The sequence below is a fragment of the Tenuifilum sp. 4138str genome, from assembly GCF_041102575.1.
In the GTDB taxonomy this organism is placed as follows: domain Bacteria; phylum Bacteroidota; class Bacteroidia; order Bacteroidales; family Tenuifilaceae; genus Tenuifilum; species Tenuifilum osseticum.
On record NZ_JBGCUE010000004.1, the window covers coordinates 1 to 16840 of the forward strand.

The window sequence follows — 16840 nt, forward strand, 5'->3', positions numbered from 1 at the left end:
CTTTGTCATGCTGAGCGCTGCCGAAGCATCTCTTTGTTCCTTCATCCCCTTTTATTGTTTTTTCGGAAATCGCTCTTAGCCATGCCTTTCTGTTGCGATGCAATGCTTCGCTCTTGCTCTTTGGTAAATGCAATCCGTGCATCGCTATACTTGTGGGAGTAGGTATGGAGTTACAAATGTTTAGCCCCTACAGGGCTGTTCTCTACACCTGAGAGAGATTCCTCGACTAGTTCGGAATGACAATACCCCTTGCATCTTTGCTCCCTTTGTCATGCTGAGCGCTGCCGAAGCATCTCTTTGTTCCTTCATCCCCTTTTATTGTTTTTTCGGAAATCGCTCTTTGCATTGCCTTTTTGTTGCGATGCAACGATTCACCCTTGCTCTTTTGAATGCCATTACGTGCATCGCTATACATATGGGAGTAGGCATGGTGTTACAAATGTTTAGCACCTACGGGGCTGGAAACGGCGTTCGTTGTTCGTTGTTCGTGTATCGTTGTTCGTGAATGCCAATCTGTGTAACACCGTGTTACACCGTGTAACCCTGTGATACCAGTTTAGTTGATGGTTGATGGTTGATAATTGATGGTTTAAGAAACCACCTTCAATTAAGAATCTGAAATCTGAAATCTGAAATTTTTATTCTTTATCCTTTAACCTTGAACTTTGAACCTTAAACCTTGAACCTTTATCCTTTATCCTTTAACCTTTATCCTTAACACCCCTCTGCACTCTGTACACTACACACTCAATAAAAAGAAAATACAACTACAAAAACCTGCTCAATATAGAATAAACCACCAAACAAATATTAAAAACTAAAATTTCCGCAAACGATTCCAACATTTTTATTGACAACCCCCAAAAATAACTGTAACTTAACACCCCTTTTCAATCTTTTTTTTAACCTTTGCTCATTGATAGTTGATGGTTGATAGTTGATGGTTTAAGAAACCACCTTTAATCATGAATCTGAAATCTGAAATCTGAAATCTGAAATTTTTATCCTTAAACCTTAAACCTTGAACTTTGAACCTTAAACCTTAAACACGAAACACTAAACACTAAACTATATGCCTATGAAAACAAAAAATCTACTCACAACCATGGCCCTTACGCTTACCCTGCTGCTCGCAGGTAAGGTCGGGTGGGGGCAAACAACAATCAATTTTGATACTGATGCAAATTGGATTCAAGATGGAACGACAGCATTAACTTCTTATGCAAACCACGCCTATCAAGAATCTGGAGTACTAGTTCAAGGAACAAATGTATTGAGAAATACTACTAGCGCTCAAGATGGTTTTCCGGGAGCATTAGGTACTTATTCAATGAGAATTGGAAACACTGCATCATCAAAAGTTGTGATTACTGTATCATCAGGTGGTGTTGCTACGTTTTCAATAAAGGTAAGAAGGTGGGATGGTTCACCTATGCCTAACTATACTGTTAAGTATTCAGTTGATGGTGGTACAAATTGGACTAGCCTCGTAAGTATAGATGGAACATTACTTACTGATAGTGATTTTAAAACATATAATGGCACTATTAATAGTGCAGCAAACAATATTAAAATTGAGATTGCAAATACTGGAACCACTGAAAGAATTATGATAGACGATTTTTCATGGTTCGGTTTTACTGACACCCAGGCTCCCCAAGCAACCTTCAACCCTTTAGATGCAGCAACAAATATTGAACCTAATGTTACACCTACTATTACCTTTGACGAAGCCATCCGAAATATTGATGATAGCGAAATAACCGATGCCAATGTTGCATTGTTACTTACACTGAAGGAAACCGATGCTTCAGGAGCCGATGTTCCTTTTACTGCAACAATTAGTGCCGATAAAAAGGTAATAACCATTACTCCAAGTTCACTACTTGGTTTCAACCAGGTTTATTACTTGGCCATTGCGCCAGTTGAGGATGAATCGAACAATGCTACTAGTGTTCAAAGCATTACTTTTACTACTCGTACTGCTAGCACCGATGCAACAGTTTCATCGGTGGTATACACTGTTGATAATGTAGCCGAAACCATAACCAACGTACCCTCAAGCGAAACGCTTGCAACATTCAAATCAAACATCACTCCCGCAGCCGGTGCTACATTTGAGGTTTACGAGTCCGATGGTTCAACTGTAGCCACCGATTTACAAACCGGTTACAAGCTTACATGTACAGCAGAGGATGGAACTACAAAGAAAACATACATCATAACCCTTAACACTGCTGCCAGCAACGATGCTACCGTTAGCTCAACAGTATATACTGTTGATAATGTAGCCGAAACCATCACTAACGTTCCATGGAACGAAACCCTAGCAACATTCAAATCAAACATTACACCTGCAGCTGGTGCAACCTTTGAGGTTTACGAGTCCGATGGCACCACAGTTGCAACCGACCTCCAGTCCGGTTATAAGCTTACCTGTACAGCAGAGGATGGTACTACCACAAAAACATACACTATTACCTTAAACGCCCATATTACCGTTACCTCCCCCAACGGCGGTGAAACATTCTTTGCCGGTGACCAGGTAACCATTACCTGGACCTCGGCCAATATGGATTCCGAAACCCTTAAGTACGAGGCCTACGTTAGGCAGGGTCTTACCACCAACTGGGCCTGGGTGGAGGAAGTAACTGATTTACCCAATACCGGTTCGCTTGATTTCACCATCCCTGCCGATGCCACATACGGCACCCAGTACAAGATTCGCCTTACCGGCAACACCAGCGGCGCTACCGATGAGAGCGATGCTGCATTCACTATAATTGCTACACCTACTATTTATGACATTCAGAGCAATAACACTTCTGGAGCCAGCAACTGGGCTGACGATAGCGTTCGCATTGGTGGTATAGTAACCGCTGTTACCTCAAATGCTAAAAACTACTACTTACAGGCAGGTACAGGCCCTTGGAGTGGCATTTATGTTTACTACAATACAACTCACACCTACCAGGTAGGCGATAGCTTAACCGTAGTTGGAAAGGTAGTTGAGTACAATAACCTTACCGAGTTAACCACCAGTAAGGCTGCAACCGTTGTAAACACTGGAAACGCACTACCTGCAGTTACATCGCTTACCACTTCGGCGGCTAACTCCGAGGACTACGAGAGTGTTCTTATTAAGGTAACCGGTGCAACCTGCGAAAGCGGAAGCAGCGGTAACTATACCGTAAACGATGGCTCTGGCGCGCTTGTTGTTTATAAGAGCATTTACACAGGGCTTACCCTTGAAATAGGCCGTAAGTACGATATTACCGGTGTAATGGGTTGGTTCAACTCATCGAGCTTGTACCAGCTGTACCCCCGCAGCGCCGATGATATATACCTTTACGGTAACGATGCCACCCTATCGGACCTCAAGGTGGACGGCGTAACCGTAACCGGATTCGATCCCGCAACCCTAACCTACGATGTGGAGCTACCCTATGGTACCACAACCGTTCCAACCGTAACCTACACCCTGAACGATGCCAAGGCTACAGCCATCAAGACCGATGCAGCTGCGCTTCCGGGCTCAACCACCGTTGCAGTTACCGCTGAGGATGGCCTGGTTAGCCAAACCTATACCATTAACTTTACCATTGCAGCACCCAACACCGAGGCTAACATCCTAACCTATACCGTGGCAGGTGTTAATGCTACCATTGATAATGGTACCCACACCATTACCGCCACCGTTCCGTACACCACCGATATCACCAACCTGGTAGCCACCTTTACCCTATCCGATGGCGCTACTGCTAAGGTGGGAGCAGTGGATCAGGTTAGCGGCGTTACCGCCAACGACTTCACCAGCCCGGTTACCTATACCGTTACCGCTCAGAATGGTACAACAACCCAGGATTGGGTGGTAACCATTACTAAGGCTGCCGAACCCAACCACGAGGCCAATATCACCGCTTACAGCATCAATGGTGTTGACGGTGTTATCAACTCAGGCGACTACACCATTAGCGTAACGCTGCCCTACGGCACCGATGTAACCAACCTGGTTGCCACATTTACCCTCTCAACCAATGCCACCGCCAAGGTGGGTGGTGTCGATCAGGTGAGCGGCACAACCCCTAACGACTTTACCAACCCCGTTACCTATACCGTAACCGCTGAGGATGGAACCAGCACTCAGGATTGGGTTGTAACAGTAACCGTTACCCCTGCCAGCAGCGCAAAGGACATAACCTCGTTCACCATAAGCGGACAGGTATCGTCAACCATTGATGCCGTTGTCGGTACCGTAGCAGTGGTTATGCCCTACGGCACTAACGTTACTGCACTAACCCCAACCATTGAGGTATCGCAGTTCGCAACCATCGATCCCGCCAGCGGCGTGGCTCAGGACTTCACTAACCCTGTTACCTACACAGTAACCGCTCAGGATAACAGCACAAAGGCTTGGATAGTAACTGTAACGGTTCAGCCTGCCAGCAATGACGCAACAGTTAGCTCAACCGTTTACACCGTAAGCAATGTTGATGGTACTATTACTAATGTGCCATACAATGCCACACTTGCAACCTTTAAGTCAAATATCACACCTGCTGCCGGTGCAACCTTTGAGGTTTACCAAAGCGATGGCACAACCGTAGCTACCGACCTTCAAACCGGTTACAAACTGATTTGTACAGCTCAGGATGGTACTACCACAAAGACCTACACAATTACTTTAAACCCTGCTCCTGCAACTCCAATAGTTTACGAACCATTTGATTATACTGTTGGTACTGCACTACAAGGACAGGGTGGATGGACTGCAATTAATTCTGGAGATGATCTTTTAATTGCTACTGGTAATCTTTCCTATCCCGATCTGGCTCCGTCAACCGGTAATAAGCTATCGTTTGCTGGTGGTGGTATAGATGCGTATAAAGAATTTAACGCCAGCGGAATCACTTCAGGAAAAGTTTACTACTCATTTATCCTTAAAGTGACCGATTTAACTGCTGCAACCGAAGTAAATGGTGGATATTTTATAGGTTTTGCCTATGACAATACTAACTTTGGTGCAACTGTTTGGACTAAACGTGTTGATGATAATAGCTACCAGATTGGTATTAACAGCAGAACCAACACAGCAAATACTGTGTTCACATCAAGTAGCTACGCTAAGGATGCAGAGGTATTCATTGTAGCATCGTATGAAGTAGTCGATGGTACTGGAAACGACGTAGCCAAAATATGGATTAATCCTGCTCCACAAGATTTTGGTGCCGCCAATGAGCCTGCATCAACTCTAAGCATTACCAATACAGGCGGAACTGATCTTACATCAGTGAAGAGAATTTTCATACGTCAGGATTCCGATACTGAGACACCTGCAATTGAACTCGATGAACTTAGAATTGGTGATACCTGGGCACAGGTTACACCAGCGGGAGCTCTTAGCAACGACGCCACCGTTACCTCAACGGTTTACACCGTTGACAGCAATGCCGGAACCATTACCAACGTTCCGCAAACCGAAACGCTGGCTAACTTTAAGGCTAACATCACTCCTGCAGCAGGTGCTACCTTTGAGGTTTACCAGGCCGACGGCACCACCGTTGCCACCGATCTGCAAACCGGCTACAAGCTGATCTGTACCGCCGAGGATGGAGTAACCAAGAAAACCTACACCATTACCCTGAACACCACCCTGAGCAGCGAGAAGGCTATTCTCAGCTACAGTATCAACGGTGTTAACGGTACAATTGATCCAGTTAACCACACCGTAACCCTTACCTTACCCTACGGCACCGATAGGAGCAACCTGGTTGCTACATTTACCCTATCAGCTGCTGCTACCGCTAAGGTTGGTGCAACCGTTCAGGTGAGCGGAACTACTTCCAACGACTTTACCAGCCCCGTAACCTACACCGTAACTGCCGAGGATGGTTCAACACAGGATTGGGTGGTAACCGTTAACCTAGCCGCTGCAAGCACTGAGAAGGATATCCTTACCTTCACCATTGCCGGTCAGGTATCGTCAACCATTGACGCTGTTGCTGGAACTGTAACCGTGGTTATGCCATTTGGCACCAACGTTACCAGCTTAACCCCAACCATTACCATATCGCAGTACGCTACCATCGACCCCGCCAGCGGCGTGGCTCAGGACTTCACTAACCCTGTTACCTACACAGTAACCGCTCAGGATAACAGCACCAAGACCTGGACTGTAACCGTTACCGTTCAGGATATTCCATTAACTAAGATTTACAGCATCCAGTACACCACCGATGCTAGCGGCGATTCACCGCTCAAGCTACAGCAGGTTCGTACCAAGGGTGTTGTAACTGCCGTTAAAACGGGTTCAACTTCCTTCAACATGTGGTTGCAGGATAGCGCTAAAGCCTGGAATGGAGTGTATGTTTACGGCGTAAACAACTCCCTTGGAACAATTGCTCAGGGCGATAGCGTTGAAGTTATTGGTACTGTTGATGAGTACAATAACCTTACCGAGATTAAGAGCGTAAGCTATCTGAACAAGATTAATAGCGGTAACACACTGCCAACCCCTGTTGATGTAACGCCTGCACAGGCAGCCAGCGAGGCATACGAGGGGGTTCTGGTTAAGCTCAACAACGTAGAGTGTACCGTAGCCGATGCAGGATATGGCGAGTTTACCGTTAGCGATGGAACAAACACCATTAATGTTGACGACTTCCTGTACAAGTATACCCCAACACAGGGTGCACGTTACAACATCACCGGTGTAATTGATTACAGCTTTGGTGCATTCAAGCTTCTGCCACGCAGCGCCAGCGATGTGGAAAGCGCCCAGGTTAAGTACACCGTTACCTTCACCGTTAAACGTTCCGATGGAACAACAGCAGTTGATGGCGCTACCATCACAGTTACCGGTCAAGGCAATGTAACCACCGATGCTAGCGGAGTTGCCACCATGCAGTTGCCCGATGGCAACTACAGCTACGTGGTTGTTAAGGACGGATTTGATACCAAGAACGGTAACTTCACTGTAAATGGTGCAGATCTTGCTGTTAACATCACCCTGATACAAACCGGTATACCTGCTAACCCCATTGCTAAGCTAAGTGTTTACCCCAACCCGTTCACTGATCGTATCTACTTCACCGGAGCTGAGGTTACCCGTGTAACCATTACCTCGGTAATTGGTCAGGTAGTAATGGATCGTCAGGTTGAGAATACTGAATCGGTTGATGTTAGCTCACTTGACCGCGGTATTTACCTGGTACGCTTCTACAATAGCAAGGGCGAATCGGTACTACGCAAGCTTGTAAAAGAGGAATAACATTCCCATTGCAATAAAACGAAAGAACCCCGCTAATGCGGGGTTTCTTTTTGGTTGTTGGTTTATAGTTGACGGTTGACGGCTGATGGTTGATAGTTGATAGTTGATAGTTGATAGTTGATGGTTAACGGAACAGGCTCTTAACCCCTGAACTTTAAACTTCAACCCTTGAACCTCAAACCTCATACCTTGAACCTTAAACCTTGAACTTTAAACCTTAAACTTGAACCTTTTTACTCAAAGCTGGGCAAAAACTCGTTCAGCCCGTACTCCTTGCAAATTCCCTGAAACTCCTTAAGGAGTTCGTCGCCAAAAGGAACGCCTTTATCCTTACGGGTTTTCCAAACCTCATACTCTTTTTCGCCAGCGGTATAAATACGGGGTTGTCCCGGCATCTTTTTCGATGCCCTTAGCTCACGTAGGATATTCCCGGTAGTCCGCTTAAAATCATCAACCTCAGTAAACGCGCTAATATCAATAGCAATAAAGAAATGACCCAGGTTGTATGGAACCTTTTTGCCATCCTTAAAGCCGGTGAGCATTTTCAGGTAAGCTCCCTGCTGTAGCGCTGCAGAAAGTATTTCCACAACAGTGGCATAACCATATCCCTTGTAACCTGCGGTTTCCTCACCTATACCTCCAAGTGGCGTTAATGCAGCTTTGCCGCTAGTTAAATCGACGAGTACCTCCTTGGGATCGGTTTTGCTTTCGCCATTCTCGTCAATCACCCAACCCTTAGGCAATATTTTACCTTCCCTTTCGTAGAGCTCAATTTTACCCCGCTGGGTAATTGATGTGGCGCAATCCAGAAGGAAGGGGAAAGGCTCATCGGTAGGCATTCCGAATGTTAATGGGTTTGTGCCTAACATATTCTCCACACCAAAGGTAGGTGCTATTGATGGGCGAGCATTGGTTCCGGTAATACCAATCAGATTCTCCTTTACTGCCATTAAAGCGTAATAGCCTGCAAAACCGTAGTGAGTTGAGTTACGTACGGCAACCATTCCCATTCCAAGCTTTTTGGCTTTCTCAATTGCCATTTTCATGGCATTGTAGCCAATTACATGCCCCATGCCATTCTGGCCATCAATTACGGCAGTGGTTGGGCCCTCCTTTACAATTTGATAGTTGGTAACGGGGTTTAGAATACCGTCCTTTATTCGATCGAGGTAAATGGGTTTTAGCCTGTTTACACCGTGTGAATCGAACCCAAGCTTATCGGCCTGAATTAAAACATCGGTTACAATTTTTGCATCGTTTTCAGGTATTCCGGCTTTAACCAGTACACTAACCATGAAGTTTTCAATAACTTCAAAGGGAATAAATTTTTGCGCCATAGGTTTTAGTTTTTTTGCTTTTCAGAACCCAAAATTACGGAAATTAAATTCCTGCCACAAAACAAAAATTTCCTTCTCTCATCCTTAGCCCCGTGTATCAGGATAAACTACGTCAAGGAATCACTTTAAAAAAGAGTTGAAGGTACAAAGAGATGCTTCGACTAGCTCAGCATGACAATAGTTTCACGAACAACGATTCACGAACAACGAACAACGCTTCCTGCCCCGTAGGGGCTAAACATTTGTAACTCCATGCCTACTCCCACAAGTATAGCGATGCACACAGTGCATATACCAATGAGCAAGGGTAAAACGTTGCATCGCATAGGGAAAGCATTGCAAAGAACGATTATCGGAAAACAATCAAAAGGGATAAAGGGAATGAAAGTACAAAGAGATGCTTCGGCGAGCTCAGCATGACAAAGGGCGTAAGGATTCTAGGAGTATTGTGATTCCGAGCTAGTCGAGGAATCTCTCTCAGGTATAGCGAACAGCCATGTAGGGGCAGCATATCAGTTAAGCCCAGGGTTTTAACCCTGGGTATTGTGGTTTCAAGATATTAGGCGATGCACACAGTGCATATACCAATGAGCAAGGGTAAAACGTTGCATCGCATAGGGAAAGCATTGCAAAGAAAGATTATCGGAAAACCAATCAAAAGGGATAAAGGGAATGAATGTACAAAGAGATGCTTCGGCGAGCTCAGCATGACATAAGGGTTAAATTCTCTTCTGCTTACAACCAACAGCTGTCAACTATCAACTAAATCATCTGCGTTCCATCTCAGTTCACGAGCAACGATTAACGAACAACGAACAACTCCCCATATCATCCTGAACCCTTCGAAAGACCTTCCTAACCGTTCGGCATTGAACCCGATACTGGAAATGAAAAAAGCCCCGAATGATTCGAGGCTTTGGTACCCGGGGCCGGGGTCGAACCGGCATGGTATTGCTACCACTGGTGTTTGAGACCAGCGCGTCTACCAATTCCGCCACCCGGGCGCTGTAGAAAATCGGTGCGAAGATAATAAGTTTATTTAATTTGTCAAAACAGTTTTGGGCAATATCTTAGCCTGCCCTCAGCTTCACCTTTTTTGTGATGTAGCGTTTGGCCGTTTTGTAGATATTCTCAATATCGTAGCCACATTCGGCGTAGAGTTCTTGCTGGGTTCCCTGTTCAATAAAGGTATCGGGAATACCCAGGCGCACTACCTTAATGCTGTAGCCATTATCGTTGAACCACTCCAGTACGGCACTACCAAAACCGCCGGGCAGGCAACCGTCCTCAACCGTAATAACTGTTTTAAACTCCTTGCCAACAGCTTCAAGTATTTCAACATCGAGTGGTTTAACAAAGCGCATGTCGGCATGAAAAACTGCGTGGCCATCGGCCTCGAGCATGTCGGCCGCCTTAGCCGCAAGGTTTCCAATGTGTCCAATGGACAGAATTGCTATATCGGTTCCAGTTCTAAGAACTCTACCCTTACCCAATTCAACACGTTTGAAAGGTTTACGCCAATCCACCATAACGCCATTGCCACGAGGATAGCGGATTGAGATAGGACCCTTGGGCTCAAGCTGTGCAGTATACATTAAGTTACGCAACTCCTCCTCGTTCATTGGTGCGGCAACGGTCATGTTAGGAACGCTGCGCATATATGCCAGGTCGTAAGCGCCATGGTGTGTAGCGCCGTCGTCGCCTACTAAACCGCCGCGGTCAAGGCAGAAAACTACCGGTAGGTTTTGTAGTGCAACATCGTGTATTACCTGGTCGTACGCCCGCTGCATGAAGGTAGAGTAGATGTTGCAGAATGGGATCAGCCCTTCAGCCGCCAGACCTGCCGAGAAGGTTACAGCATGTTGCTCAGCAATGCCCACATCAAAAGCCCTATCGGGCATCTTTTGCATCATGATGTTGAGGGAGCATCCGCTTGCCATGGCCGGTGTAACCCCAACTATTTTCGGGTTTTGCTCAGCAAGCTCAACTAGGGTTTCGCCAAAAACATCCTGGTAGCGGGGTGGGGTGGGCTTATTGGAATCCACCTTAATCCTCTCGCCGGTCTCCTTATCAAATAATCCCGGAGCATGGAATGCAGTTTGATTATTCTCAGCGGGCGCATACCCTTTGCCCTTAACGGTAACAATGTGCAGCAACTTTGGCCCGGGTATATCCTTCAAATCCTGGAGTACGCGTGTAAGGTAAATCACGTCGTGGCCATCAATTGGGCCAAAATACCTGAAACCCATGGATTCAAACAGGTTGCTTTGCTTGAGCAAGGCTGCTTTGATGGCGTTCTCAACTTTCTGGATAAGGCTTCGGGTCTTGGGGCCAACCCTATCGAATCGTCCCAGAATATCCCACACTTCATCCTTTATCTTGTTGTAGGTTTTTGATGTGGTGATATCGAGCAGGTACTCTTTCAGAGCCCCAACACTAGGATCTATTGAGATATTGTTGTCGTTAAGGATAACTAGCATGTTTGGGTTGATACCACCCCCGTGGTTAAGGGCTTCAAAGGCCATTCCGCCGGTAAGCGCACCATCGCCAATTACAGCCACTACTTTTCGGTTTTCAAGCTTCAACCTCGATGCTACAGACATGCCAAGGGCTGCGGAAATGGATGTGGATGAATGGCCAACGCCAAAGGCATCGTACGGACTCTCGGAACGCTTGGGGAATCCGCTAATCCCCTTGTACTTACGGTTTGTGTGAAAAACATCGCGACGGCCGGTAAGTATTTTGTGGCCATAGGCCTGATGGCCAACATCCCAAATTATACGGTCAAAAGGAGTGTTATAAACGTAGTGGAGGGCAATGGTTAGCTCAACCACCCCTAAACTCGATGCAAAATGGCCCGGATTCTCCGAAACAATATCAATGATAAACTGCCTGAGCTCAGCGCTTAAATCAACCAGCTGCTCAGGTTTTAACCTTTTAATATCCTCGGGCGAATCGATATTGCTTAGCAATGTGTACTTTTTCTCCATAAACACCAATCCCCTCACTATACCTTAACAGCTAAAATAGCACTTTGTTACATATTTTTCCAAATCTTTTCTGTCTAAATAGTAGTTTTATGTTGATATTTTAAGAATGTTTCAAAATGCGAGGGTGCAATTAAATTTTTATATTTGTTCAAAATAATTGCAACATGAAGCAATGTCCAAAATACTCTAAAGCCCTGATCCTTGGGTTAGCAGTTCTAACTGCATGCGTGCCAGCCAAGGAATTCCAATTGCTACAGGACAAAAACGCAAAGTGCGAGGAGGAGCGTGAAAAGTTAACGGTGGAAAACGAGTCCCTTACAACTAAAAACTCGGAACTCGATAGTAAAACACGTATTCTTCAGGCAAAGGTTGACGCCCTCACAAGCGACAGCATAAACCGTGCAGTTACTTTCAACCGCATTAATGAGGAGCTAACTACGCTTAAGGAGCGTTACTCAGAGCTTCAAAGCCTACAGGATGGGGTAATTTCGGGTAGCAAGGATGAAACCAAAAAGCTTTTGCTTCAAATACAGAAAACCCAGGAAGAGTTGCAGGAAAAGGAAGATGCCCTTAAAGAACTTGAGCGGAGGCTATACCAGCGTAAACTTGGGCTCGATAAGGTGCAGGCAAACCTCGATAGCATGAAACGTGAGCTTGATGCACGCAATGCCCGGTTGGTTGAGCTGGAACGAATGCTAAATGCCAAGGATTCAGTTATGAGAGCCCTGCGGAAAAAGGTTGCCGATGCGCTTTTTGGGTTTGAGGGCAAGGGTCTCACAGTCTCAATTCAGAATGGCAAGGTTTACGTATCGCTGGAGGAAAAGCTGATGTTCAAATCGGGAAGCTACGAGATTGACTCAAAGGGTGCTGCTGCAATAAAGCAGTTAATCCCGGTTCTTGAACAGAACCCCGATATTAACATAATGGTTGAGGGTCACACCGACGATGTCCCATACCGAGGAACAGGAGGGCTTCAGGATAACTGGGATTTAAGCGTAAAACGTGCCACCACCATTGTACGCCTACTGATTTCAGGTTCAAGGATTGACCCTGTGCGTGTAACTGCAGCAGGGCGGAGCCAGTACCTTCCCATCGATAGGGCTAAAACACCCGAAGCTCGACAAAAAAATAGGCGCACTGAGATTATTCTTACCCCAAAAATGGACGAAATACTCCAGCTGCTGGAAAGCAACTAAACTCAAAAGCGGCAGTAGCCGCTTTTTTTGTTATCTGACCTATTTGCTGTAATTTTGTGCTCAAATAATTTGAATAGCAATGGGTCTAAAATGTGGCATAATTGGTCTTGCCAACGTGGGCAAAACTACTATTTTCAACTGCATGTCGAGCACTAAAGCCTTAACCAGCAATGTGGCTACCGGCACAGGAAAATCGAACATCAGTACAATTAACGTCCCCGATAACCGGCTTTACGAACTTGAAAAGTTCCAACCCACTGAGCGTATAGTTCACACCACCGTTGAGATTGTTGATATTCCCGGTTTATCCAAAACAACTGGTAAGGGCGATGGCAATAAGTTCCTGGCCGATGTTCGTAACTGCGATGCATTAATCCACGTGCTACGCTGTTTCGACGATCCCTCGCTACCCCATATCGACGGTTCCATTGACCCCGTTCGCGATATTGAAACGGTGAACTTCGAGCTGCAGGTTCGCGACCTGGAATCGGTTGAGAAAAAGCTACAAAAGGTTGAAAAAGCTGCAAAGGTAGGCGATAAGGAGGCAAAAAAAGCTTTTGAGGTTCTATCGGTGTACAAAAACCATCTTGAGTCGTTCAAAAACGCTTCAACTGTCCCAGTTGATGAGCACGATAAAAAGTATGTTGACGATCTTTTCCTGCTTACCACAAAACCGGTTATTTACGTATGCAATGTCGACGAAAAATCGGCTGTAAATGGCAACCAGTATTCCAATAGGGTAAAGGAGTTCCTAAAGGATGAAAAAACGGAAATACTGATTATAGCCGGTAAGGTTGAGGCAGAAATATCGGAACTTGAGAGTGAGGATGACCGCAAAGCCTTTTTGGCCGATGTAGGGCTTACTGAGCCCGGCGTTAACAAGCTTATTAGAGCGGCATACTCCCTGCTAAACCTCGAAACCTTTTTTACCGTTGGGCCCAAGGAAATTAGGGCTTGGACAATCAAAAAAGGGATGACAGCCCCACAGGCTGCTGGAGTTATCCATTCCGATCTTGAACGCGGCTTTATTAGGGCCGAGGTTATGAAGTATAACGATTTTATTACCCTTGGTTCAGAGCACGCTTGCCGCGAAAAGGGAAAACTATTTGTTGAAGGTAAAAACTACGTTGTTGAGGATGGTGATATTCTGCATATCCGTTTCAACGTATAAAGAACTGACAAATTAATGGTAAACCCCAACTCAAGTTGGGGTTTTGTTTTTATAGGAAACGTTTAATGAGGTTTAGTAGTTCATCGGGGTCAATTGGTTTTGTAACAAATGCGTTACAACCAGCATCCCTACAGGCACTCACATATTCGTAATCGGTAGCAGTTTGGGCAATAATAGGGATTTGCTTATTTATCTTTCGTATCTCAATGGCAGCCTCTATTCCGCTCTTAAAAGGTAGCTGAATGTCAAGTAGAATTAAATCGGCTGCCCTTTCAATGGTTGCTGCCTCAATGGCATCTTCGCCGTTTTTAACATGAATAACAGTAGCGCCCGTTTTGCTAAGCAAAGCGTGTAGGTACTGGTAGTTTATCAGATCATCCTCTACCACCAGTATTCTTTTACCAGTAAAGTTGAAAGCCTCCTTGTTGGCGTTGGAGTTGGGCACTGTTATAGGTAGCACAAGAGTAAAGGTTGATCCTTGACCTGGTGAGGATTGAAGCTTGATGCTACCCCCTAACGCAATGGCATACCCCATGGCTATGGTTAATCCAATTCCTAGACCATCGTAAAAAATTGGGCTGGAATCATCTAAGTGCTTATAAAAACGCTCAAAAACTTTCTTCTGGATATCGTTAGGTATGCCAACCCCTGTATCCTTTACGTATAGGTATAGCAACGAGTTCTCGTTTATGGAGTAACCCATTTCAACCCCACCCTGGTGGGTAAACTTGAAGGCATTCTCTAAAAGATGAATAATAATGCTACGCAAACGGTAGTAATCGCATATTACTATTGCCCCATCTTCGGGCAACGATTTATTTACCCTAAAAAAGAGATTTTTATCATCAAATTCAGCAATGGCGTCAAACTCCTTGTAAACATCATCGAGCAGCTGATTTAGGTTGACCTCGGATAGCAGTAGGTTTACCTGGTTAGTTTCAATTTTTGAAAGTTCAAGGATATCGTCAACTATTCTTACAAGTTTATTGCCCAAACGCTTAACCTGTTCGCCTAGCTGCGAACGCTCTTCAGCAGTGCATTCTGGTGCCGAAAGGTAGTAGGAGAGTCCTAGTATTCCATTCAGAGGTGTCCGGATTTCATGGCTGATATTTGCCATGAAAGCGGATTTAATTCTTTCAAGTTCCCTTATTTTGTCAATAGCATTATTCAACTCCCTGGTTCTATGTTTTACCAGGGAATCGAGTTCATTATTGAACTTGAACAGCTGAGAGTTTGTATGCTCTAAAAGCTTTTTCTTTTGGGAGAGCTGTATGGCAAAGTAAACAATTACGCTGAGGGTTAGGAGCAAAAGAATTGAAAAGATTGTGTACAAGGTAATTATCTTTTTATCCTTCTGTTCATTTAACGATTTCAGTTCCAGCTGCATTTGTAGCTGCTGGTTTTCCCTTTCCTGCTTCTCAATCTGCAACATTGAGTGTAGCTGTGCAACCTGAGTTATGAGCTTCTTGGTGAATGTTTTATCGGTATACTCCAAAAATTCCTTTAAACATTTTTGGGAGTTCTTAAAATCGCCGGTTGCCTCGTAGCAGGTTGATAGTTGCCTGTTAGCTTGAGCTGAAATATCTTCCTCGCCATTGAGTTTGGCTAGGCGTTTAGCCTCAAGCAAGTATTTAATGGCAAGCCCAAATTGCGCTAAACCATTATAACACCGGCCAATTGCCAAATTGCTTAGAGCAATTCCGCGAGTGGAGCTGAGCGCTTTGCTTATGGTTAATGATTGATTATGGTAGTACAAAGCGGAATCAACCTTACCCAAGCTCTCATAGAAAAAACCAATGTTATCGTAAAACGAGGCAAGCATTAGCGAATCCATGTACTTGCCATAGCTGTTAAGTGTGGAAAAAAAGATTTGTCTTGCACCTTCCAAGTTCCCAATTTTGGTTAAGCTTAAACCTATATTTCCCTTAACCCTTACATAGTTTTTGTAGCTGTGAGCTTTTTCATAGTAGTTTGCTGCTTTCTCAAAGAAATCGATCGATGCCGTGAAGTTCTCAAGGGTGTAGAAAATAATTCCAAGTGAGTTATAGCAATTTGCTAGCAAGGCACTATCGTTAATCGATGTAGCAAGCTTTACACTTTCCTCAATTAGTTGAATTGCCTTTACATAGTTCGATTTCCGAACATAGCAAGAACCCAGGGTATAGTAAGTTTTTGCCGTTCCTGCACTATCACCAACAATATTGTAAAGAACCAATGCCCTTTGTAGGCTATCGATGGCGGCATCGTAGCTGTTTAGCCTAAAAAGAGCGTTACCCATTGAGTGAGTTGCATCAGCAAGCAAGTGCTTGCTATTTGTGGCTTTTGCCTTATGGTATGCCTCGCGAGCAAACGCTATCCTTACCTGTGGCGATTTTGCATTTGCAGCAGAATCGATTAAGGCCCTAACAGCAATACTGTCGGATTTTGACTGGGAGAATACTGAGAATGGATAATGCATGAGCAAAGCTGCAGAACAAAGAATTAAAACTCTATGTAAAAAATTTGAGCTTTGCATAGCTGGACTTTATCATGCAAACATAAAATACTTTACGTTAAATTGAAAGAAAAGTTTAATGCGATTTACTGCTAGTGCTATATGACGGATTCAGCAGTTATAGGCACCTAAAAGTGCCATGAATTAGCAAATTCAACCAGACTAATTTTAGAGGAATGAATCGGAATGATTCGGAATAAGCAGAATATGATGAAGTTAGATGAAGTTAGAGGAATTGTAAAAAGTGAACGGCTAAACCAAATGACATGAATTAGCAAATTCAACCGGGCTAATTTTTGAGCAACCAGTCGGAATGATTCGGAACAAACAGAATATGAAAAGTCGGGATTGCCTCGATAAGTCAATAGAAACAAGATGTGAA

The 16840-nt window shown here is 44.7% G+C and carries 6 protein-coding genes and 1 tRNA gene; 3 read left to right on the plus strand and 4 right to left on the minus strand.

The genetic code is table 11. The features are described from left to right. Positions 1 to 1078 precede the first annotated feature (1078 nt). Positions 1079 to 7270 (plus strand): SGBP N-terminal domain-containing protein, encoded by a 6192-nt coding sequence (locus AB6811_RS05105; protein WP_369489364.1) that lies wholly within the window; start codon positions 1079 to 1081, stop codon positions 7268 to 7270. A gap of 233 nt (positions 7271 to 7503) precedes the next feature. Here AB6811_RS05105 and AB6811_RS05110 read toward each other — a convergent pair whose 3' ends face one another. The 3 genes from AB6811_RS05110 to dxs all read right to left on the minus strand — a co-directional run bounded on the left by AB6811_RS05110 (position 7504) and on the right by dxs (position 11597). Then, positions 7504 to 8607: an Ldh family oxidoreductase gene (locus AB6811_RS05110; protein WP_369489365.1), complete on the minus strand. Its 1104-nt coding sequence runs from the start codon at positions 8605 to 8607 to the stop codon at positions 7504 to 7506. 917 nt (positions 8608 to 9524) lie between these two features. Continuing rightward, a tRNA-Leu gene (locus AB6811_RS05115) sits at positions 9525 to 9611 on the minus strand. Positions 9612 to 9677: 66 nt separating this feature from the next. Next, a complete protein-coding gene (gene dxs / locus AB6811_RS05120; RefSeq protein WP_369489366.1) occupies positions 9678 to 11597 on the minus strand; it encodes a 1-deoxy-D-xylulose-5-phosphate synthase in 1920 nt (639 codons plus the stop codon). Between the two features lie 164 nt (positions 11598 to 11761). Between dxs and AB6811_RS05125 the strand changes: the two genes are divergently transcribed. Continuing rightward, entirely contained in the window at positions 11762 to 12793 is a 1032-nt protein-coding gene (locus AB6811_RS05125; protein ID WP_369489367.1) for an OmpA/MotB family protein, read from the plus strand. A 79-nt stretch (positions 12794 to 12872) separates the two neighbouring features. Next, complete coding sequence (gene ychF, locus AB6811_RS05130) at positions 12873 to 13964, plus strand: redox-regulated ATPase YchF (protein WP_369489368.1); 1092 nt, start codon at positions 12873 to 12875, stop codon at positions 13962 to 13964. 49 nt (positions 13965 to 14013) lie between these two features. On the opposite strand, the gene AB6811_RS05135 is transcribed toward ychF, so the two are convergent. Next, positions 14014 to 16479 carry a tetratricopeptide repeat protein gene (locus tag AB6811_RS05135; RefSeq protein WP_369489369.1) on the minus strand — a complete coding sequence of 822 codons (2466 nt, stop codon included), beginning with the start codon at positions 16477 to 16479 and terminating at the stop codon, positions 14014 to 14016. Between the last annotated feature and the right edge of the window lie 361 nt (positions 16480 to 16840).

Excerpts from the sequence above, each read along its gene's own strand:
- AB6811_RS05110 (WP_369489365.1), bottom strand. The coding sequence starts at position 8,607 with ATGGCGCAAAAATTTATTCCCTTTGAAGTTATTGAAAACTTCATGGTT.
- dxs (WP_369489366.1), bottom strand. The coding sequence starts at position 11,597 with ATGGAGAAAAAGTACACATTGCTAAGCAATATCGATTCGCCCGAGGAT.
- AB6811_RS05105 (WP_369489364.1), top strand. The coding sequence starts at position 1,079 with ATGAAAACAAAAAATCTACTCACAACCATGGCCCTTACGCTTACCCTG.
- AB6811_RS05125 (WP_369489367.1), top strand. The coding sequence starts at position 11,762 with ATGAAGCAATGTCCAAAATACTCTAAAGCCCTGATCCTTGGGTTAGCA.
- AB6811_RS05135 (WP_369489369.1), bottom strand. The coding sequence starts at position 16,479 with ATGCAAAGCTCAAATTTTTTACATAGAGTTTTAATTCTTTGTTCTGCA.
- ychF (WP_369489368.1), top strand. The coding sequence starts at position 12,873 with ATGGGTCTAAAATGTGGCATAATTGGTCTTGCCAACGTGGGCAAAACT.